A 20223-nucleotide genomic window follows, 5' to 3' on the forward strand; every position below is an offset into this window, starting at 1 on the left:
TGCCAGCGAGGGCTGACCGGATGCTGAACCCGGCGAGCGGGTATATCGTTTGCTACCACCCGGCATAACGGCTATACTGCCGCCCGCTTTTGCATGTGCATCAGCGGTATTGAATAACCTGCCTGTTACTGGGTCGCCTGTAGCAGGATTTAAATAAAGAGATATATTAATGCTCACTATCAATGCAGTAGAACGTAAAGAGCAGGGTAAGGGTGCGAGCCGCCGCCTGCGTACAGCAAACCGTTTCCCGGCCATCATCTACGGTGGTTCTGAAGCGGCTGTTGCCATCGATCTGGATCACGACTCAGTAATGAACCTGCAATCTAAGCCAGGTTTCTACGACGAAGTTCTGACCCTGTCAGTTGACGGCAAAGAAACTAAAGTGAAAGTTCAGGCTGTTCAGCGTCACCCGTTCAAGCCAAAACTGTTCCACATCGACTTCGTTCGCGCTTAATCGCGAATTACGTTGAAATGTAAAAGGGCCGGTTGAGAAACCGGCCCTTTTATTTTGTCCCTGATACACAGAGATAATCGACGTGTCAGAGAACAGAAGCCGGGCTAAGCCCGGCTTTTTTTATTTGCTGCTGGTACGGCGCTGAAGCTGGTCGCGCAGATTGGGTGGTGTGCCCTTAATCGTCAGGGTATCCGTGGCCGGATCCCAGAAAATGCGCTCGCCCAGTAACATCGCATCAAAATTCAGGGTCAGTCCCCCGCCGCTGCCGGCAAACTTCGTCAGCTGACGCAGCGTACTGCGATCCGCCGGGAAGCTCTCTTCCAGCTCGTAGCCCTGCTCCTGGGTAAAGGCCTGGAAGGTTTTCTCGCCCAGTGGTGGCAGCTCGCTCGACAGATCTTCCAGTGCAATTTCCTCGCCCGCCTGCAACTGTTCGTTGCAGTAGCTGTAAACCTGCTGGCGATAGTTCTGCCGTTCCTGCTTATCCAGTTCGGATTCGTTGCAGTAATCATCAACGGCCTGCAACAGACCGCGGTTCTGCGCCTTCGTGTCTAATCCCACTTCGGCACCCAGGAAGTCCATAAAGAAGTCAGCCACTTTACGTCCGACGCGGCCGCGCAGGAAGGTCAGGTAACGGGTCGATTCCGGGTTGGTTTCCCATTCGGTTAAATCAATTCGCGCCACGATATCCGCATGATTGATGTCGAGATAGTGGGTGCTGCTGATATCCATCTGCTCATTGACGCGCATACTGGACTGGCTGTTCAGCACCGCAATCAGCAGATATTCCACCGCCAGATAGCGATAGTGAATAAACAGCACCACGCCGCCTTCAGCGAACGGATATTTGGCCAGCTCGTCGCGCAGACGACCTGTTGCAGCGCGGCTAAAAGCGAGAAAATCATCGTTGCCCTTACGACAATTACGCAGCGCTTCTGCCAGTTCACTTTCTGCATTGAACAGGCCATAGGCTTTGCTTTTTGCGCTGTAAACCCGGTGTAACTCCTCCACCATCGCGTTAACCGTGTTGGTGGCAGGCAGCAGTGAATCGCGCAGCGCCAGTTCAAGCTGGTTTTCATCGCGTTTGATTAACTGATGCAGGGCAATCTGGTCGATATCCAGACTCATGGTAGACTCTCCTTTTAGCACAGGCGCGTATTCAAACACCGCCAGCATCGGCTTTCAACTCTATGCGTGAAGCGAACGTACTGCTTTCGATAAAATTGCGGTAAAAAGTGCGCTATTCCGGTAATATATCGCCTTTTGAAATGAGCTTAGACGACGATATGGCACAATCATCCCGTTACAGTGACGAACGCGTGGAACAACTCCTCGCGGAAATGGCCCAAATCCTGCACAAGGACAAGGCCCCCACCGATCTCTCCCTGATGGTTCTGGGAAATATGGTGACCAACTTAATTAACAGCGATGTCGCTCCGGCGCAACGTCGTTCACTGGCACGTTCTTTCGCCGATGCCCTTCAGGCATCAGTGCGTGACGATAACGCCCATTAATTGGCTGATTTGATTTCATAATATGGTAACCAACCGGCAGCGCTACCGCGAAAAAGTCTCCCAGATGATCAGTTGGGGGCACTGGTTTGCTCTGTTTAACATCTTATTCGCGCTGATTTTAGGCAGTCGCTACCTGTTGGTCGCCGACTGGCCTTCTTCGCTGGCGGGGCGCATCTACGCCTATACCAGCTGGGTTGGCCACTTTAGTTTTGTCGTTTTCGCTGCCTATCTGCTGATTATCTTCCCGCTGACCTTTGTGGTGATGTCGCAACGGCTGATGCGGGTGTTATCCGCGGTGGTCGCCACTGCCGGACTGACGCTGATAATGGTCGACAGTGCAGTGTTCAGCCGTTTCCACCTGCACCTTAATCCTGTGGTGTGGGAGCTGGTCATTAACCCTGACCAGAGCGAGATGGCGCGCGACTGGCAGCTGATGTTTATCAGCGTGCCGCTGATATTCCTGGTCGAGATGCTGTTTGCGACCTGGAGCTGGCAGAAGCTGCGCAGCCTGAATCGCCGCTCATTTGGTAAACCTGTTGCCGCTCTGTTTATCAGCGCCTTCTTTGCCAGCCACCTGATGTATATCTGGGCCGATGCCAACTTCTATCGCCCGATTACCATGCAGCGCGCCAATCTGCCGCTCTCCTATCCGATGACGGCCCGTCGCTTCCTTGAACGTCACGGTCTGCTGGATGCGCAGGAGTATCAACGCCGGTTGATTCAGCAGGGCGATCCGGAAGCGGTGGCGGTAGAGTATCCGCTGAGCGATATCACCTTCCGCGATGCTGGCACCCGTAACAACCTGCTGGTGCTGACTGTTGATGGTCTGAACAATGCTACGCTTGCCAAAGCGCTGCCGCAGCTTAATCAGTTCGCCAGCGAAAACGTGCGTTTTACCCAGCACTACAGCGCCGGTGATACACCTGAGAAAGGGTTGTTTGGCCTGTTCTATGGCATCTCCTCCAGTTACATGAACGGTATTCTGGCATCACGAACACCGTCGGCACTGCTGGGGGCACTGAGTACTCAGGGTTATCAGTTTGGCCTGTTCTCCTCGGAAGGCTTTAATCCGCCGCTCTACCGTCAGGCGCTGCTGACCGACTATTCACTGCCTGCGACAACCAGCCAGCCCAACGCCAGCACCGTGGCGCAATGGCAGAACTGGCTGGAGAAACAGAAAGCTTCGCAGGCGCCGTGGTTCTCATGGATTGCTCTGAACGGGCCTGATGTCACCGGCGACAACAGCAAAGCGCGTCAGCGCAGTTATCTCCGTCAGGCACCTGCTGTTGATGAACAGATTAGCGCCGTGCTAAGCAGCCTGCAGGCGCGTGATTTGCTGAAGAACACCGTCGTAGTGATTACGGCGCAGCGTGGTCTGGCACTGGATGGCGATCCTGACAGCGCCGGAAACCGTCAGACGCTGCAGGTGCCACTGGTGATTCACTGGCCTGATACACCGGCGCAAACTGTTGATCGGCTCTCTGATCATCAGGATGTAATGGCAACGCTGATGCAGCGACTGCTGCATGTGCGGACCAATCCGGTGAACTATTCACAGGGTGAAGATTTGTTTGCTGCACGTCGCCGTCATGACTGGGTGGCGAGCAGTGAAGAGAATAAGCTGGTGATTACCACGCCGCAGGTGACGCTGGTGCTCAACAACAACGGCAGCTATCGCGCTTATGATGCACAGGGCAACGCGCTGAAAGATCACAAGCCAGAGCTGGCGCTGCTGTTGCAGGTCCTGACTGAGGAGAAGCGGTTTATCGCTAACTGATTAATTATCAGGCAAATAGTCGGCAGGTATCTTGCATTAATGACGATAACCAGTAGACTAATCCTCCAGTGTTCGGCACGTAGCGCAGCCTGGTAGCGCACGGTCATGGGGTGTCCGGGGTCGGAGGTTCAAATCCTCTCGTGCCGACCAAATTCCCTGAAAAGCAGCCCAAAAGGCTGCTTTTTTCGTTTCTGTCATCAAAACATAACTTTCATCACATCTCCTGCAAAGCGTTCTATACTTAACAGCGTGTGGGTAACAAGAGGAGAGTTCATGACATTAATCGAAAAAGATGATCCATCCGAAGCACCCGAGTCCGGCGATAAGCAACCTTCCCCGCCAGACCAGAAGTAACCCACAGGGCCGCGTATGACGCGGCCTTTCTGTTTCTGTTATCTCTGCCCACTCTCCGGCTTAACATTCAGAATTGTCCGCTGAAGCAGTTAACATTTCTCTTACAATCAGCAGGTTAACGCGGGCGCCCGAAACTGATCTGCCTCACAAAATCGGCCATCAGTCGCGTCTTTTCATCAAACTGAAACAAAAATGTCACAAAAATTGCCTACTCTAAACTCCCCAGAAATTGACGGATAATTTTTATGGCGATCAAAGCGAAAAGCCTGAAAGATGCGGAGGCTTTACTGCATTCAGGCATTAGCAAAGTGGAACTGGCGTATGACATTGGTAGCGACGACTTCTTTCGTCTGGCGAGCCACTGGTGCGACCGGGGTGCACGCATCAGCAGGGGTCACCACCATTTTGTTGTTTCTCTGAAGAGTTTTGCCATTCCTCCCAACGACTGATTACGGCGGGCTGCTTGCCCTGATGCATCGTGCCTGATTTAATGCCTTTTTGGCTTAAATGGTTTCGCATGCGCTATCCCGACCTGCCGCTGCCGCCTGTTCCAGGCGGCTTTATTCTTTCCAGCCACCTGAACCACAGCGATTATTTGCTGGCGGTGAGTCGCTTTGACCCGCAAAAGTATCATGACGTGCTGGCTGTCGAATGGGGTATTCCCTTACCCGCCCGACTGCAGCAGGCTGTCACTAAACGGCGTGCTGAATACCTCGCCAGCCGTTTACTGGTCCGGTCGGTAATGAAAGAGCTGGGCATTGCCGATTTCATCCTGACCAACGCACCCGATCGCTCCCCCTGCTGGCCCGCTGGCGTTCAGGCGTCGCTGTCGCACAGTGCCGGTGTGGTCGTGGTAGCGGCAACCCGGCAACGCTGTGCGGTTGGCGTCGATGTTGAGCAGTTGATGTCAGAGACGACGGCGCAGGAAACGGCAGAGTTGTTGATGAATGCGCAGGAACAGCAACTTTTGCAGACGCTGCCCGTCTCCTTCAGCACTGCCGCGACGCTGCTCTTCTCTCTCAAAGAGAGCCTTTATAAAGCGCTGTGGCCACAACTGCATCAGCCGATGGATTTTCTGGATGCTGCACTGGTGTCGGTAGATTTCGCGCAGCAGCGCGCGACGCTGCAACTGGCTCAGGACTTCGGTGGCTGTTTTGCGATGGGGACGTTACTGGAGGCGGAGTTTATGTGGCGCGATAATCAGGTGATCACGCTGATTATGCATCGGCTTTAAAAGCGTTCTAAACAGAACGCCAGTATGTTTTTTCCTGGCCTGTCACCTTGTGATTTGCGACCACCACTAAATCAGAATTCACAATAAGCAGAGGCACAACAGGGTCGATGCGTTCCGCCAGCCACAGGCATATTTCACCACCAAAAAAGAGTAACACGCGATAATGGCTGGATTTGTGCTGTTTTGTGAGCCAGACATGAGTGGGTATTGCGACACTTCAGGTATAAGAAATATTTCCCTGGAACAAGGTACGCATGAAAAATTCTCTGTTCAGATTGTCCCCGACTTTTTTACTCTTTTTGCTTGCCTCATCAGCCACTGCACAAACGATCTCCCCTGAAATTACGACGCAGTCAGGCAAAGTCAAAGGCGCAGAGCATCAAAACACGCTGTCCTGGACCGGTATTCCTTATGCAAAAGCACCGGTCGGGGAACTGCGCTGGAAAAAACCGATTTCCCCTGACGCATGGCAAACCGTTTTCGATGCAACCCGGCCCGCTACAGACTGTATCCAGGTTTCCCCGGACGGAGCCAAAGGTGATGAGGATTGCCTGAATCTCAATATCTATCGCCCGACAGAGAGCAGCACACCGCTTCCGGTGCTGGTCTATATTCATGGTGGCAATAATCAGCTGGGCAGTTCCACTGAGTTCGCGCCGGCGTTTATCGCTGAAAAATACAATGCCGTGATTGTCACCGTAAACTACCGTCTTGGCGCACTCGGCTTTAATCCATTGAAAGCACTGAACGATGGCAACCCGCTGGATGACTCCGGGAATTACAGCTTACTCGACATCAAACAATCGCTGGCGTGGATCAAAGACAATATTTCGGCTTTTGGTGGTGACAGAAATAATATTACCGTTTCCGGATTTTCAGCGGGTGGCAGAGACGTGATGGCGATGCTTATATCGCCCCTTTTTAAAAATACTTTCAACAAAGCCATCGTTTTCAGTGGTGGCATGACCACCTCTGACAAACATGAAGCGGAAAGCATCTTCGCGCAAAGAATAGCGCCTCTGGTCGTTAAACAGGGCATTAAACCGGATGCCGGCGCAGCGAAAAGCTGGCTCCTGTCGGGCTCACCAGAGGTTCGTCATTTTCTCTATCAGCTTCCGGCAGCAGATCTGGCAATGCTTTTTGGCGATGCGGGAATTCGCATGAATCAATTCCCGCATCTCTACCGCGATGGTGTGGTGATCCCGAAGGATGGATTTGAGACCAAAAATTATAATGCCGTCCCCGCCATCATGGCCACAGGACAACAGGAGTTTTCTTTCTTCGCCCGTAACGACCCACTGTTTGCAACACAGGTGAAAGACGGTTCGCTTAAAAATGATACCGCGCTGCTGAATAAATACACCTTTGCAAATTATTATGGCGGGCTGCTATATAGCCTGTTTAATGTTAACCAGTCTGCTGAGCGCATGTATAAAAATTATAACGCGCCGCTGTATGGGATGGAGTTCCGTTATGGCACGGATGCGTTTGTCACAGGTGATAAACTATCGGCCATCGGTTCTTTCCACGGCGTGTTTATGCCTTTTTGGGATAAAAATAAGTATGCTGAATTTACGCAGGATGCGCTGAAGCTAAAAGGCTCTCAGGCATTAGGTGAATTTTTTAATTCCTACATTAAAAACTTCCTGGCAACAGGGTCACCCAACGATCAGACCCTGCCGGAATGGAAGAAATGGACACCGGAAAATGCCGCAGCGGGGGAATCGCTGCTGGTGATGGATGCTAACAAGCAGAAAGCCATTATCTACATGAGCAATAAGACTTATAGCTATAACGATATTCTCACCCGCATTGAACAGGACAACGCCCTGTCAGCGGCAGACAAAAATAGTGTTATCAAAAACGTGCTGAACAATCGCTGGTTCAGCGCACCGCTTGATCAACATTTCGCCCACTAATCCGCTGCCTCCTGCGCTGGCAGGAGGCAAACTTTAACGCATCGACTTCACTGCAGATGACCTGCCGTACAGGGCTGTTATCTGTGATTTACTGCGTATGAGGCACACCTGCCAATGGATTGTTCAGTCAGCACGGCTGCCTGCTGCTGACGCTTACAGAAGTGTTAACACCGTGTTCAGCGACCTGCACGGCAATTAACGCGGTAGCTGCTGAGTGTTGCCATCTGCCGTCAAAGCCCTGTATCGGTGCGTTTAACCGAGTCGAGCGTGGCGAGGTCGCGTTCATTACCGGTCAGCTCCGTCAACTGGCCTTCGCGCATCTCCAGCAGCCGATCGGCATGAATGAAGTAGTGATCGTCATGGCTGATAGCAAACACCGTTTTACCCGCCTGCTGCAACCACGGCAGCAGCTCACGATAGAAGATGCGTCGGAAATGTGGGTCCTGATCTGCCGCCCACTCATCCAGTAGCAGCACATCGCGTTCTTCTGCCACCGCCAGCAACAGCGCCAGTCGCTTACTCTGTCCTTTTGAGAGCCGCAGATTGAGCACTTTATTGCCTTCAATCTTCAGCTTGTCCTGCATCTTCAGCCTTTCCAGCCACTGCTGCACCAGCGCCGGATTGGCGGCAACGCCTTCCCGCCCGATTAACCGGTCAAACAGATGCAGGTCGGTAAAGACCGCGGAGAACTGACTGCGCCAGACATCCAGCTCGTCTGCCGTGATCGCTTTACCATCCAGCAGCAGCGTGCCGGACTGCGGTTGATACAGCCCGGTCAGCAGCATCGCCAGCGTCGATTTTCCGCTGCCGTTGCCACCAATCAGAAACACCAGTTCGCCCCGGCGCAGCGTCAGGTTAATCGGCCCGACCTGGAAGCCGTTGTCACCATAGTGAAAAGAGACGTCGCGCAGCTCCAGAGTTTGCCAGTCTGACGACGCCGAGGGCGCGTGAAACCCTGCCTGATAAGGCGCGAGGTCAAAGGCGTTGAGCTTACGGAATGCGACCTGGGCGCTGAGCAACGTGGGTAACGCGCCCACTGCAGAAAGCAGCGGCGTGCGTAAGAACAGCAGCGTCAGGGAGAAAGTCGCGGCCACAGCAGTATTGGCCCAGCCCAGGCTGTTAGCCATGAAAAAGACCATGCCGATAGCGCCCAGGGTCATGATATTTGACCAGTTGACCGCACTCAGATGATAAGTATCGGCACGCACAATATGGTGACGCCAGGCGCGGGCATCTTCCTGATAAACTGTGTCATAGACCTGTTGCGCACGTGAGCGGTTAAGCTGTAACTCTTTACGCCCCTCAATCACCGTCTGGTAATCACGATAGAGGTTGTCTTCGATTTCGCGCAACTTTGCCATGTGCTGGTAAACCCGCGAGACCAGCATCCAGCCGCCCACCAGCGTCACACCCAGCCAGAGACTGGTCACCAGCAGCATTTTTGGTGACAGCCACGCGAGATAGATGGCTGAGCCGAGGGTAATGATTACGCCCTGAAACAGCTCCGGCAGACGCACAAAAGCCAGCGTAATTGCCCGCACGTCGCTGGTCAGTCCCGCCAGCAGTTGTGCACTGCCGAGTTGCTCGATGCGTTCAACCCGGCTATCAAGGATTCGCTTGATGAACTCGCCACGCAGTCGCCAGACAAACTGATGCCCGAGCATCGTCAGTGCCAGCTGCGAAGCCAGCGTCACCGCCATCAGCACCACCAGCTGCAACAGGAACTGCGGCAGCACCGCGAATGAGGTGTTGATGGCGACAATCATTTCGCGGTTGATAAAGGCGATCATGCCGATACCCAGCACGGCGCTTAACAACGTCAGGGCAATGACCCCGATAAAAGGCCAGCGAAACTGGCGAAAAACAACGCTTAACAACGTCATGCAGGCAATCCATCAGCTAAAAAACAGCCTGCAGTTTAATGGGATGCCAAATGATAGCAATAGTTATTCTCACCACGCCGTGACTGCCGTAGTGGGTTAAAAGGCGCGACGAAATGTCAGGTTATAACGCCAGGCGCCGGCCAGCGGATGCACGCCTGGCTTAAGCGGCAAAATGCCGTGGTAACGCAGGCGCGACGGCCCGCCCCACACCACAATATCACCATGCTCAAGCAGCACACGCTGGGTGCTGTCGCCCCGTTCGAAGCCACCGAACTGAAACACGGCCGGCAGACCCAGCGACACCGAAACGATGGGCTGGTGCAGGTCTTTCTCATCTTTATCCTGATGCAGCGTCAGCTTCGCACCCGGTTCATAGCGATTAAGCAGACAGGCATCCGGATTAAAGCCAGGAAAGCCCGCCTCCGCCGCGGCCTGCTGCGCCAGCTCGCGAAACAGCGGTGGCATGGGCGGCCATTTGCGGCCATTGAGGTTATCCTGCTGCTGATAATTGTAGCCGCGTGAATCCACCGACCAGCCAAAATCGCCGCAGTTGGTCATCGCCACCGACATGCGATGGCCACCCGGCGTAATGCGATGGGCAAAGGGGTTCTGATCCGCAATCGCCAGTATCTGCTGATACAGCGCCTCTGCGTCATCACGTGCGCGGCGCCGCAGGATCACGGCCCCCTCCGCCAGCGGCTCCTGCCAGGGTTGCTCTTCACTAAAAAGATCTAACATCAGGGTTCTCCGGATTCAGCGGGAATCAGAAAAGCAGCAAACTGCGGCGACATCCAGCTGACAAATTTATCGCCCTGCTTGCTGATCAGATAGACCGCCAGATGCTGTTCAATTGCCAGCGCTTTGGCTTTCTCGGTGCCGAGCACCATCAGTCCGGTGTCCCAGCCATCGGCTTCCAGCGCCGTGGTGGCAATCACCGTGGCAGAAACCAGTTTATGCTCAATGGGTCGTCCGGTAACGGGATCGATCACATGAGAAATGCGCTTGCCGTCCAGTTCATAATAGTTGCGATAGCTGCCGGATGTACTGATACCGTGTCCCTGCAGACTCACGCGTGCCTGAACCGCATTCTCCTGATCGGTGGGTTTCTGGATCGCCACCCGCCACGGCTGCTGTTGCGCATTAAGACCCCGGCTCAGCACGGCACCGCCGACTGACACCAGATAGTTGTTGATACCGAGCTGCTCCATCAGCCGTGCCAGATGATCGGTGGCAAAGCCCTCACCCACCGTCGAGAGATCGACATAGAGCTCTGGCAAATCTTTCTGCAACCATTGTCCATCCGCACCCTGCAGCACTCTCAGATGCTGCAATCCGGTCTGCGCACGGGCGGCGGCAATTTGGGCTACATCCGGTGTATGGATGGGCTGTTTCGTCGGGCCAAAGCCCCATAAATTAACCAGTGGACCGACGGTAATGTCCATCGCCCCGCCGGTTTTACGGCCAATCCGCAGCGAGGTCGTGACAATGTCCGCCATGTTTTCACTCACCGGCTGCGGTGACAGGTCACGGCTCTGGTTAAAGCGCGATAACGCAGAGTCCGGCTTCCAGGTGGAGAGCTCGGCATCATCCGCGTCCAGCTGCTGCTGAATCCGCTGCTGTAAGGCCGCTTTACGCTTACTCTCAACACCCGCCAGGCTCACCCGCCAGACGGTGCCCATGGTTTTTCCTTCCAGCACCATCGCTGTTGTCGGTGCTGATTGATCACAGCCCGCCGCCGTCAGAATTAAAATCGACATAAACAGCAGATTAATCTTATAACTCATCATTCCTCGCCTGTAACACTTTATGAATAGCCACTACAAAGCATAAAGTTTGGGTAAATTCGCTTAAATAGAGTTGAATATTTCACTGAATCACGAGAGCATTCCCCGGTCATCTATCCTGATCCCGCCTCGCGACAGGGGATTAACATTAATCAAAGTAAGGAGCTACAGATGATCTATGCGATTCTGGTCGTTGCCCTGGGTCTGTTTGTTTACGGCAGTTATAAAGTTGTCGAACAGCGTCGTCATCGTCACATGACCCCTTCCCGGCCGCGCCAGTAACGGGCTTAACTGCACCTGATTGGGGCAATCGCTCCCTGACGTGCGCGGCAAGTGTATCAAAACGGGCGTAACGCCTGTGGCTGTGAGAGCGGTAAAGCTGGCATGAATTCTGCACTGTTGAAACAGTGTTTATCTCTGAGAGGTGCAGAATGAAAAATTCACAGAAGTGGCAGTCAGCATGGCATCACTGGTTGAGCTTTTCTGCTTTTACTCTGGCAGGCGTGGCATTTGAAGGCGCGCGGTTTGGCAGCGTTATGTCATCAGAAACAACGGCGCCGGAAGCAACGAAGTGGCCAAAGGCTGATGCGTTTAGCCCGGAAGATAACGCAGGAGCGCAGCCGTAACTGCGCTCCCTTATCACTTAGAACTGGTAAACCAGGCCTACACCCACCACGTCGTCGGTATTGATACCGGCCGCGTCGGTGAAGGCGTTGTCGTCCAGCAGGTTGATCTGGTAATCAACATAGGTAGACATGTTTTTGTTGAAGTAATACGTCGCGCCAACATCGATATATTTTTTCAGATTCTGTGTGCCCCAGTTCTGAACATCGGTGCCACGTGAGGTCACGTAGGCCAGAGATGGGCGCAGACCAAAGTCGAATTGATACTGCGCAACCAGTTCCCAGTTATCCGCTTTATCCGCATAACCAAACGCTGAAGAGTCGGTGCTGCCGAAGCGGGTTGCGTTGAAGGAGCGTGAGTACATCGCTGCCAGATAGACGTTGTTCGCGTCATATTTCAGACCGCCAGTATACACTGACGCTTTATCGCCATGGCCGAGGATACCTGATGTTTCGCTGTTCTGGTCGTTGGTACGGTCAGACTGGAAGGTTGCCGCACCAATGCCGAAGCCTGAACCCAGATCATAGGTCGTGCTCAGACCCCAGCCGTCGCCGTTCTGGCCCAGCACGTCACGACCATTCGGTGACTCGCTGCTGTTGCCATTCTTACCCTGATACTGGACTGCGAAGTTCCAGCCATCCACCAGACCGAAGAAATTGTTGTTACGGTAGGTCGCCATGCCGTTACCGCGCTGATACATGAAGTTATCCGCGCCATAGGTATCGCCGCCGAACTCAGGCAGCACGTCAGTCCATGCGCCGATGTCATAGGCTACGCCGTAGTTACGACCATAGTCGAAGGATCCCGCATCACCAAATTTCACACCGGCGAACCCAACACGGGTAAAGCTGTCTGCTGTCCCCTGGTCTTCAGAGTTGTTTAGTGCTGCCTGGTATTCCCACTGGCCGTAACCGGTCAGCTGATTGCTGATTTCTGTTTCGCCTTTGAAGCCGAAGCGAACGTATGACTGGTCGCCGTCGGAACTGCTGTTGTCAGAGAAGTAGTGCAGGCCGTCAACTTTACCGAAGAGATCTAATTTGTTGCCGTCTTTATTATAGATTTCAGCTGCGTTTGCTGATCCTGCTGCAACCAGCAGTGCAGGAATCATCAGGGAGAGAACGCGACGTTTCATTTTATTACCCTCTGTTATATGCCTTTATAATTTGCCACTGCTAACTGAATGATTAAAAATTCAGCCGGCAGGTCATTGTTGTTTTATAGCGGGTAATAATCCACCAGGAAAATGCTACTAAATTTCCAAAACTGTTTCATCCATCGAAACAGTTATTTCATAATGTAAATAGCGGGGAACTAATAACCAGCACAGATCGGTAAAAAAAACCGCACAAATTGATACACCCCTTCCGATATCTTTGTTATCAACAGTTTACATCAGAGCATTCTGAAGCACTGAATGATAAAACTTATACGACATCTGATAATAGAATAGACCCCGCTATCATCATTTATTCCATTATTACCTTCATTCTCCCCGAATGAGATGTACAACTTATTATTTCCCGCCGGACAATCTGTCCGGCATTTTTTTGCCTGTCATTCGCCGTCGCACTATATCTTCGTAAACATTTTTAACGTGGTTAAATTAACTTCACTCTGCTTCCGCACAGTTTGTTAAATTGCGCACACTTTGTGCCCGGATAGTCTGAATATCCGCCATGTTAATTTATCACCGTAATTAAGCAAATAAGCCTCTCAGCTGGACCGCATTTTCAGCGCTCGCGCAGCGATTCTTTGACTTTATTCAGTGGTTTAATCAGGTAATCCATGACGGATTTCTGACCGGTTTTAATCTCCACATTGGCCACCATTCCGGGCACAATCGGGAATTTTCGGCCAGTGCGGTTGGTCAGCTCGGCTTTCTGGGTACGAACGTAGACACGATAATAATATTGATCACGTTTCACCTCATCCTGCAGCGTGTCTGGCGACACCGTTTCCACTTCGCCGTGCAGATCGCCATAAATAGAGGAGTCATAGGCGGTGACTTTCACGGTGGCGGCCAGTCCGGGCCGAATCCAGGCGATATCGCGTGGATTGATACGCGTCTCAATCAGCAGTTGATCCTCCAGCGGCACAATTTCCATCAGTTTACCGCCCGGTTCCAGTACACCACCCACCGTGGTGACCTGAATATCTTTGACGATGCCGCGCACCGGCGAGTAGAGCGTCGCGCGCGTCAGCTGATCCTCTTTGCCTGCGGCAACCTGCAACTGCGCATCCAGTTCCGCATTGTTTTTCACCTGCTCTTCGTGAGCGCGCACCAGATAGTCATTGCGCGCTTCGTCGATTTTGCCACGTAGATCGCTGACCTGACGACGCAGACGGATCACCTCAACCTGCCCTGCCGCGCCTTTCGCCACCAGCGGTTCGGTGAGCCGCAGCTCATCCTGCACCAGTTTCAGCGACTGCTGCAGGTTACTGATGGTTTCAGTGAGATTACGACGTCGCGACTCATAGAGCTGCCGCTCGCGCGTAACCAGATTCGGCTCCTTCAGCGTTTCGGCACTGAACTTCAGCGGCGTGCCCGACAGCTCCGCTTCCAGCCGCTCGGACGAGGCACGCAGCGTGCGCACTTTAGCCTGCGCTTCACCGAAATTTGACTGAAAGCGCGTTGGATCGAGGGTCGCCAGCACCTGCCCTTTCTCAACAATGTCACCTTCATGCACATTAAGCTGTTTGACGATGCCGCCATCCAGGCTGTCGATCACCTGCGCGCGGCTGGAGGGCGTCACTTTACCGGTGCCCACTGTGACCTCATCCAGAATGGCAAAGTGCGCCCAGATCAGAAATATCGCCAGCGCGGCGGTGCAGAGCCAGATAATCGCTGATGTCCGGCGCTCATGACGGGCAAGATCTTTATCAACAATCACCAGACTCATGCCACATCTCCTTTACCTGCCGTAGCAGGTGCAGTCGCGCGGCGCAGGATCTCGTCGCGCGGACCATCAGCGACAATGCGCCCGTTATCCATCACCACAATACGATCGACCATTTTCAGCAGTGCCGGACGGTGCGTCACCAGCACCAGCGTCCGGCCGCTGATCCAGCCCTGCAGCTGACGAATCACATGCTCCTCCAGCTGTTCATCCATTGCCGCAGTGGGTTCATCCAGCAGCACCACCTGCGGCTGACGCAGGATCAATCGGCTCAGCATCACCATCTGACGTTGCCCGCCAGAGAGCCCGCGACCGCCTTCATTGATAATACGATCCAGGCTGGCGGCGTCCTGCTGGATCAGCGACAGTGCGCCGCTGATACGCAGTGCCTGCAGCATCTCCTGTTCGCTGGCATGGGGATTGCCCAGCATCAGGTTCTGCCGCAGCGTGCCAAAGAAGAGGCGGGAGTCATGCGACAGCCACCCGAGCTGACGGCGTAAATCAGTGGGATCGATACGCTCAATATCGACACCATCAACAATCACCTTGCCCTGACTGGCCTGTGCCTGACCGGCAAGAATCTTCAGCAAGGTCGACTTCCCTGCCCCGACCTTACCCAGAATGGCAATCTTCTCGCCGGGCTTGATCTGCAGCTGCTGCACGTTGAGCACATTTTTTTCATTCTCTTCGTCATAGCTGTAATGCACATTGCGCAGATCGTACTGGCCGGTGAGCGTCGGACAGTGCGCCAGCGTGGCGGCTTCAGGTTGATCGAGCGGCTTTTTCAGCAACTCATCCAGCCCTTTCATCGCCATTTTGGCGTGCTGCCAGCGTGAGAAGACCATGGTCAGCTGCATCAGTGGAGCGATAGTGCGGGATGAGAGCAGGCTACAGGCGACCAGCGTACCGGTGGTGATGTGTGAATCGAGCACCAGGTAAACCCCAAACACCAGCATCCCTGCATAGGTGAGCTGCTGCACCGTCGATGCCCAGCCGGTAAGGCGCGCGCCCCACAATCGCTGCTGATTGCTGATCGCGGCGCTGACTTCATGCGTCTGCTCCCACTGACGCTGGAAATAGGGTTCGGCCTGAAGCGCCTTGATATCCTCAATGCCTTCAATGGTCTCCACCAGCACGGCATTACGCAGCGCGCCCTCACGCAGCCCCTCTTTAGCCAGCCGCGCCATGGGAATCTGAACCAGCAGACCCGGAATGACGATCAGCGGGATCGCCGCCAGCGGAATCAGCACCAGCCAGCCGCCTATAAACGACATGATGAACAGGAACAGGATAACAAACGGCAGATCGGCCGCGGCACCAACCGTGGTCGAGGTCAGCAACTCGCGCACCTGGTCGATCTCACGCAGTTGCGAGATAAATGAGCCGGTCGATTTCGGCCGCGCCTCATTACGGATGCTCATCGCCCGGGCAAACAGCATGGCGGAAACTTTCAGGTCGATGCGTTTACCCATTAAATCTGAGACCTGGGTTCGCATCAGCCGGATAAGATATTCAATCGCCGCAGCAATCAGTACCCCGACAAACAGCACCCACAGCGTGGACTGTGACTGCGCCGGAATCACCCGATCGTAGACCTGCATCGAAAAGAGAATTCCGGCCAGTGCCAGCACATTACCGATCACCGACGCCAGTGAGATCTCGGTGATACGACGCCCCATGCCGCGAAAGTTTTTCCAGAACCAGTGTGGCTCATAAGGCTGAATGAATTCGTCGATGCGCGCATCACGGCCACGCGCCGCCACCCCAATCACGCCAACATCGCCCTGAGCACGTGTCAGCAGCTCCGATAAGGCGCTTTCACGCACCACATCGCCGCCTTCACTGAGCCAGTAACGCGCGCTGCCGTCCGCATCGATATTCTCCAGCACCGCTACGCTGGCATTTTCCAGCACCAGCACCACCGGCGTGATCTCCTGACGCCAGCGCAGTTTGTTCTGCGGCACCATGGTCAGATGCAGTCCCAGCAGGCCGGAGAGCCGCTCCAGCTGCTGTGACACCGGCAGATGTTCAAACCAGCGCATCTGCTGACGCAGGGTTTTGCCATCGGCAGGCTTACCGAATCGCGCGGCGACGCGCAGCATGGCGGCAATCCAGTTATCGGTGTTCAGGGTTAACGTACTCATGATTTTTGCCTTATCGCTATTGCAGCGAAGGAAGGAGATCGCCGCTGCTTTGCTGGCGATCGATACCCATGATATCGAGCAGATTGTCTACTGCGGCGGCATAGCGTACGGTGGCGTCCCAGCCATCGTAGAGCGCGGTGATACGTGAGCTGTCAGCCTGAAACACATCCTGTTCTACACTCAGCAGATCGTTCAGGCTGCGCTTGCTCAGACGATATTCATCGGCATAAACATTGCGGGTATGGTCGGCGCTGGCCAGCTGCACTTCCCCGGCAGCCTGCCGTTGCTGCGCGCCAATCATGTCGGCATAGGCGGTTGAGGCGTTCTGATTAATGGCGAGTTTGGCTTGCTGCACTGCAGCCTGCGCTGCCTCACGGTCGCCCTCCGCTGATTCAGTTTTGGCATTGACCATGCCACCCTGATAGAGCGGCGCTTCCACCTGCAGCTGCACTTCATCATCCCAGTAAGACTGGCGATCGTTTTCATAGCGGGTCCGGCCCGCCTGCACTTTGATGGTTGGCCAGTGACCGGACTGTGCCTGGCGTACCCGTTCACGGGCGGCCTCCTGTTTAGACTGTGCGCTGCGCACCGCCGCGCTGCTTTCATAGGCAATTTTGTCGAGGGTGATCTGCTGTTTCAGGAGTGCCTGGGGCAGTTCTGGCAGTGTGGCGGGCACCACGCCGGTCAGTACAGTGAGTTGGGCGGTAGCGGAGCGCAGCTGGGCGCGATACTGCTCAAGCGTGGCTTGCATTGCGGCGATGCGGGTTTCCGCCTGCAGCACGTCTGACTGTGAGTTGAGCCCCGCATCGGCGCGCAGTTTCGCGATATCCCGCACCCGCTGCAGTGAAGCGATATTAGTGTGCGCGATGTCTGCCAGCGCCTGGTAGCGTTTGACTTCGAGGTAGGCCTGCAGCGTATCTTCCGCCACGGTGGTCATGGAGTCGAACAGGCCGAAGCGATAAGCCTCTGACAGTGCATGCTGTTCATCGATGGCGCTGCCGGTACGCCCAAAGTCGTAGAGCAGCTGGCTAAGCGTGATACCGCCGGAGCCATTGTTGTTGAGGCTCCCGGCGGAGTCAGTCTGATGGGAGCGGCCCGCCGCACCCTGTAGTGAGATTTGCGGATACCAGGCGCTGCGGGCGGCATCAAGATCGCCCTCGCCAACGTGGATCTGTGCCGCCGCTTCCGAGATTTTCGGATTACGGGCGAAGGCCCGGAGAATGGCGTCGCGCAGCGTTAAGCTGGCAATCTGTTCTTCGGTCGGCGCTGCGCGCCAGTTAAATTCTGCTTTGGGTAAGGGTGCGGAAAAGACCGCATTCACTGACACGCCGCTCAGGGCGCACAATAAAAAAGTTAACTGCGCTTTGTTCATTATCCATACCAACAGGGGGTTTTATCATCATGATGTTTTTCCTGGTGAACAAAGCGAGCAAAAGGGATGACGATCAGATCCTGACAGAGTTATTGCATTATTTTATTTATGATTAACATCAGAGACACTAAATAACTATTAACATTATTAGATCATATTCTGTACTTATTCCTGTTAAATAGTGATGAAATCTTTAATATTCCGCCTGAATGAATGAAAATTAACCACCCAGCCACGCCTGACCACTCCAGACAGGCTTAACAGACCTGCCCGGAAATCAGTACTTTTACTAATGATTTAGCGTCACACTATCGACTGTGCTGCCGGATGCTGCAACAGGTGATCGGCAAGCGTATAAGGCACATCTGAGAAGAGATGGCTCTCCTGAGGGAGGACAGCAACAGATGCCTGTGCCACATGCCCGGTCTCTGCCTGCTGAGTCTGACTAACGGTTTCCAGCAGCTGATCCAGCGTCTGCCCCTCTGTCAGGCTCGCCGTTTCGGTATGCGATGCCACCTGCACCGTCTGGCTGGCCGTCGCGATATTACCGGCGCTGTCTTTGGCGCTGACCGTCATCGGATATTCCCCCTCATCCAGTGGAGCCAGTTGTCCGGCCAGAATGGTCAGGGACCAGCCACCATCCGCTTTGACACTGGCGCTGTAATGCTGATCGCCCAGCGTTAATTCCACCTGGCTCCCCGGTTGCAGATTGCTGGAACTGCCCTGAATCAGATGCCAGCTGTTCACATCGGCAGCATCGATTTTGTTGTCGCCAAAGGCGATGTCCAGCGTCAGGGTTGGCCGCTGATGTACGGCAACGGTAAATAGCGTGTCCCAGCTTTGGGTATCGCTGTTGCCATAGTCATCCTGGCGATGGAAAGTGGCGGTGACCGGACCATCCGGCAGCGCCATAAGCTCGCTGGAGGTCATCGTGACCATGCCTTTTGCGTCAGGCTGGTAGGTTATCCCATTGATTTCCAGTGTTCTGCAACCCTCAATATAGAAGCTCAGATCGTGCTGCGCTTCCTGATAGTTGAGGATCATGTCACCACCGATATCCATTTCGGTGTAGACCTGCTGTAAATCCGTGTGGATATTCAGTTCATGGGTGACGTCGGTGTAGTTTTTTGCCCCATCAATGGACCAGGCACGGATTTCCCCGGCGCTGATAAAGGCGTTCACCTCCGCTGCCGGGATGATCACCTGCCAGTGTCCTTCCTGGCCCAGGGTGGCGTTATAATCTTTTCCGTTGGCGCCGCTGATAACCAGCTGATGGCCCGGCATGACGGTGGTCAGCATGCCGCTCAGCAGCAGATCCTGCTGGCTTTCCGCAAGGTTAATCACATCGTCCGCAGTAATCTTATCGAAGGTTATCTGTGGCAGGCTGCTCTGATGAGTGATCAGCGTCAAATCGTGAGAGTCAGTTGCCGTTTTTCCGTTGGGATCGGTCGCCGTGACGTTGAGGCTGTAAACGCCATCCGGCAGCGCGGTTAAATCACTTTCAGCAAAAGAACCGTACCATTTGCCGTCACTTTCCATGTGCGCGGTGGTGGTTTGCGTGCCCAGCGTTAGTTTCAGCACCGACCCCACCGGCAGGTGTGTTGCGCTGCCGCTGATCTCAACACCATAAATGCTCTCGGCAATACTCACCGCGTTGTCACCACTGACCGTATCCACGGTCAGTGTCGGTTTGATGGTGCGATCAGCATAGAGACCAAAATCGACGTCGGTAGTGGTACTGTGGCCCGCTTTATTGGTGAGGGTCAATTGCAGGCTGTGATTGCCATCCGGCACCCCTTTTAGCGCCTCAGCGGGCATAGAGGCGTTCCAGTAGCCCCACTTATTGACCGTACTGTGCCAGCTCTGGTCGTTAAAAGTCAGTGTCACTGTTGAACCCGCTTCACCTTCAGCACGCCCCCGCAGATGTACTGGCTTATGCGCTTCCCAGCTGGCGATAACGCCGTCCATGGCGATGGGTTCGTAAGGCCGTAGTGCCGGGGGAGATGAACTCTTCACCGTGGACAGCGTGTTGTCATTAACCGGGCTGCTATGCAGCGATTCCGTGGAGAAAGTGCTGATTGGCAGGTTCAGGCTTTGCGCAGCCACCGGAAGGCTCAGGCTTTGCAGGGGAAGTGGCACGATGGCTGGCAGCGTGCTGTCGGTAACGGCAAAGTCGCTGACTGCCGTCTGGAAAATGGATTCAAGCCGGACAGAACGAAACGTATCACGTGTTGACATAGGTAACCTCAGTTCAGAACAGAAACGCAGAC

The 20223-nt window shown here is 54.3% G+C and carries 17 protein-coding genes and 1 tRNA gene; 9 read left to right on the top strand and 9 right to left on the bottom strand.

The features are described 5' to 3' along the window. Positions 1–169 precede the first annotated feature (169 nt). Entirely contained in the window at positions 170–454 is a 285-nt protein-coding gene (gene rplY, locus AC6I77_RS12785; protein ID WP_003854168.1) for a 50S ribosomal protein L25, read from the top strand. A 120-nt stretch (positions 455–574) separates the two neighbouring features. Here the strand turns inward: rplY and yejK are convergent, their stop codons facing one another. Then, positions 575–1579, bottom strand: coding sequence for a nucleoid-associated protein YejK (yejK, locus tag AC6I77_RS12790; protein ID WP_033743236.1), 1005 nt, complete (start codon positions 1577–1579; stop codon positions 575–577). A gap of 158 nt (positions 1580–1737) precedes the next feature. Here yejK and AC6I77_RS12795 point away from each other — a divergent pair, with 158 nt between their 5' ends. The 6 genes from AC6I77_RS12795 (at position 1738) to AC6I77_RS12820 (ending at position 7249) form a co-directional block, all read left to right on the top strand. Continuing rightward, the gene (locus AC6I77_RS12795) at positions 1738–1965 is read left to right on the top strand and encodes a YejL family protein (protein ID WP_010248348.1); all 228 of its coding nucleotides are present in this window, start codon (positions 1738–1740) and stop codon (positions 1963–1965) included. 22 nt (positions 1966–1987) lie between these two features. Further along, positions 1988–3742, top strand: coding sequence for an LPS biosynthesis-modulating metalloenzyme YejM (gene yejM, locus AC6I77_RS12800; protein WP_003854173.1), 1755 nt, complete (start codon positions 1988–1990; stop codon positions 3740–3742). A gap of 73 nt (positions 3743–3815) precedes the next feature. Continuing rightward, positions 3816–3892: transfer RNA gene (locus tag AC6I77_RS12805), tRNA-Pro, on the top strand. Between the two features lie 449 nt (positions 3893–4341). Beyond that, a complete protein-coding gene (locus AC6I77_RS12810; protein WP_003854174.1) occupies positions 4342–4545 on the top strand; it encodes a hypothetical protein in 204 nt (67 codons plus the stop codon). A 68-nt stretch (positions 4546–4613) separates the two neighbouring features. Beyond that, positions 4614–5330 (top strand): 4'-phosphopantetheinyl transferase family protein, encoded by a 717-nt coding sequence (locus AC6I77_RS12815; protein ID WP_312544006.1) that lies wholly within the window; start codon positions 4614–4616, stop codon positions 5328–5330. Between the two features lie 254 nt (positions 5331–5584). Beyond that, positions 5585–7249 (top strand): carboxylesterase family protein, encoded by a 1665-nt coding sequence (locus tag AC6I77_RS12820; protein WP_375150310.1) that lies wholly within the window; start codon positions 5585–5587, stop codon positions 7247–7249. Positions 7250–7479: 230 nt separating this feature from the next. On the opposite strand, the gene AC6I77_RS12825 is transcribed toward AC6I77_RS12820, so the two are convergent. The 3 genes from AC6I77_RS12825 to apbE all read right to left on the bottom strand — a co-directional run bounded on the left by AC6I77_RS12825 (position 7480) and on the right by apbE (position 10919). Beyond that, entirely contained in the window at positions 7480–9132 is a 1653-nt protein-coding gene (locus tag AC6I77_RS12825) for a multidrug ABC transporter permease/ATP-binding protein (RefSeq protein ID WP_003854180.1), read from the bottom strand. A 96-nt stretch (positions 9133–9228) separates the two neighbouring features. Continuing rightward, the gene (gene alkB, locus AC6I77_RS12830; protein ID WP_003854182.1) at positions 9229–9870 is read right to left on the bottom strand and encodes a DNA oxidative demethylase AlkB; all 642 of its coding nucleotides are present in this window, start codon (positions 9868–9870) and stop codon (positions 9229–9231) included. Then, on the bottom strand, positions 9870–10919 hold the full coding sequence (gene apbE, locus AC6I77_RS12835; protein ID WP_003854184.1) for an FAD:protein FMN transferase ApbE: 1050 nt from the start codon (positions 10917–10919) through the stop codon (positions 9870–9872). The genes alkB and apbE overlap by 1 nt, the downstream gene beginning before the upstream one ends. Before the next feature lie 168 nt (positions 10920–11087). On the opposite strand from apbE, the gene AC6I77_RS12840 reads away from it, so the two are divergent. Together AC6I77_RS12840 and AC6I77_RS12845 are read left to right on the top strand one after the other, a co-directional pair. Continuing rightward, positions 11088–11198 (top strand): hypothetical protein, encoded by a 111-nt coding sequence (locus tag AC6I77_RS12840; protein ID WP_008926126.1) that lies wholly within the window; start codon positions 11088–11090, stop codon positions 11196–11198. Between the two features lie 149 nt (positions 11199–11347). Then, positions 11348–11542, top strand: coding sequence for a hypothetical protein (locus AC6I77_RS12845; protein ID WP_003854187.1), 195 nt, complete (start codon positions 11348–11350; stop codon positions 11540–11542). Positions 11543–11559: 17 nt separating this feature from the next. On the opposite strand, the gene ompC is transcribed toward AC6I77_RS12845, so the two are convergent. The 5 genes from ompC to AC6I77_RS12870 form a co-directional block, all read right to left on the bottom strand. Further along, on the bottom strand, positions 11560–12672 hold the full coding sequence (gene ompC, locus AC6I77_RS12850) for a porin OmpC (protein ID WP_039659746.1): 1113 nt from the start codon (positions 12670–12672) through the stop codon (positions 11560–11562). Positions 12673–13270: 598 nt separating this feature from the next. Beyond that, positions 13271–14440 (bottom strand): beta-barrel domain-containing protein, encoded by a 1170-nt coding sequence (locus AC6I77_RS12855; protein ID WP_039659744.1) that lies wholly within the window; start codon positions 14438–14440, stop codon positions 13271–13273. Then, positions 14437–16581 carry a type I secretion system permease/ATPase gene (locus AC6I77_RS12860; RefSeq protein ID WP_140033193.1) on the bottom strand — a complete coding sequence of 715 codons (2145 nt, stop codon included), beginning with the start codon at positions 16579–16581 and terminating at the stop codon, positions 14437–14439. The genes AC6I77_RS12855 and AC6I77_RS12860 overlap by 4 nt, the downstream gene beginning before the upstream one ends. 16 nt (positions 16582–16597) lie before the next feature. Continuing rightward, the gene (locus tag AC6I77_RS12865; protein ID WP_003854194.1) at positions 16598–17953 is read right to left on the bottom strand and encodes a TolC family outer membrane protein; all 1356 of its coding nucleotides are present in this window, start codon (positions 17951–17953) and stop codon (positions 16598–16600) included. 303 nt (positions 17954–18256) lie between these two features. After that, entirely contained in the window at positions 18257–20191 is a 1935-nt protein-coding gene (locus tag AC6I77_RS12870) for an Ig-like domain-containing protein (RefSeq protein WP_375150311.1), read from the bottom strand. Positions 20192–20223 lie beyond the last annotated feature (32 nt).

The organism is Pantoea sp. X-Soil-ISGK-259, assembly GCF_059730705.1.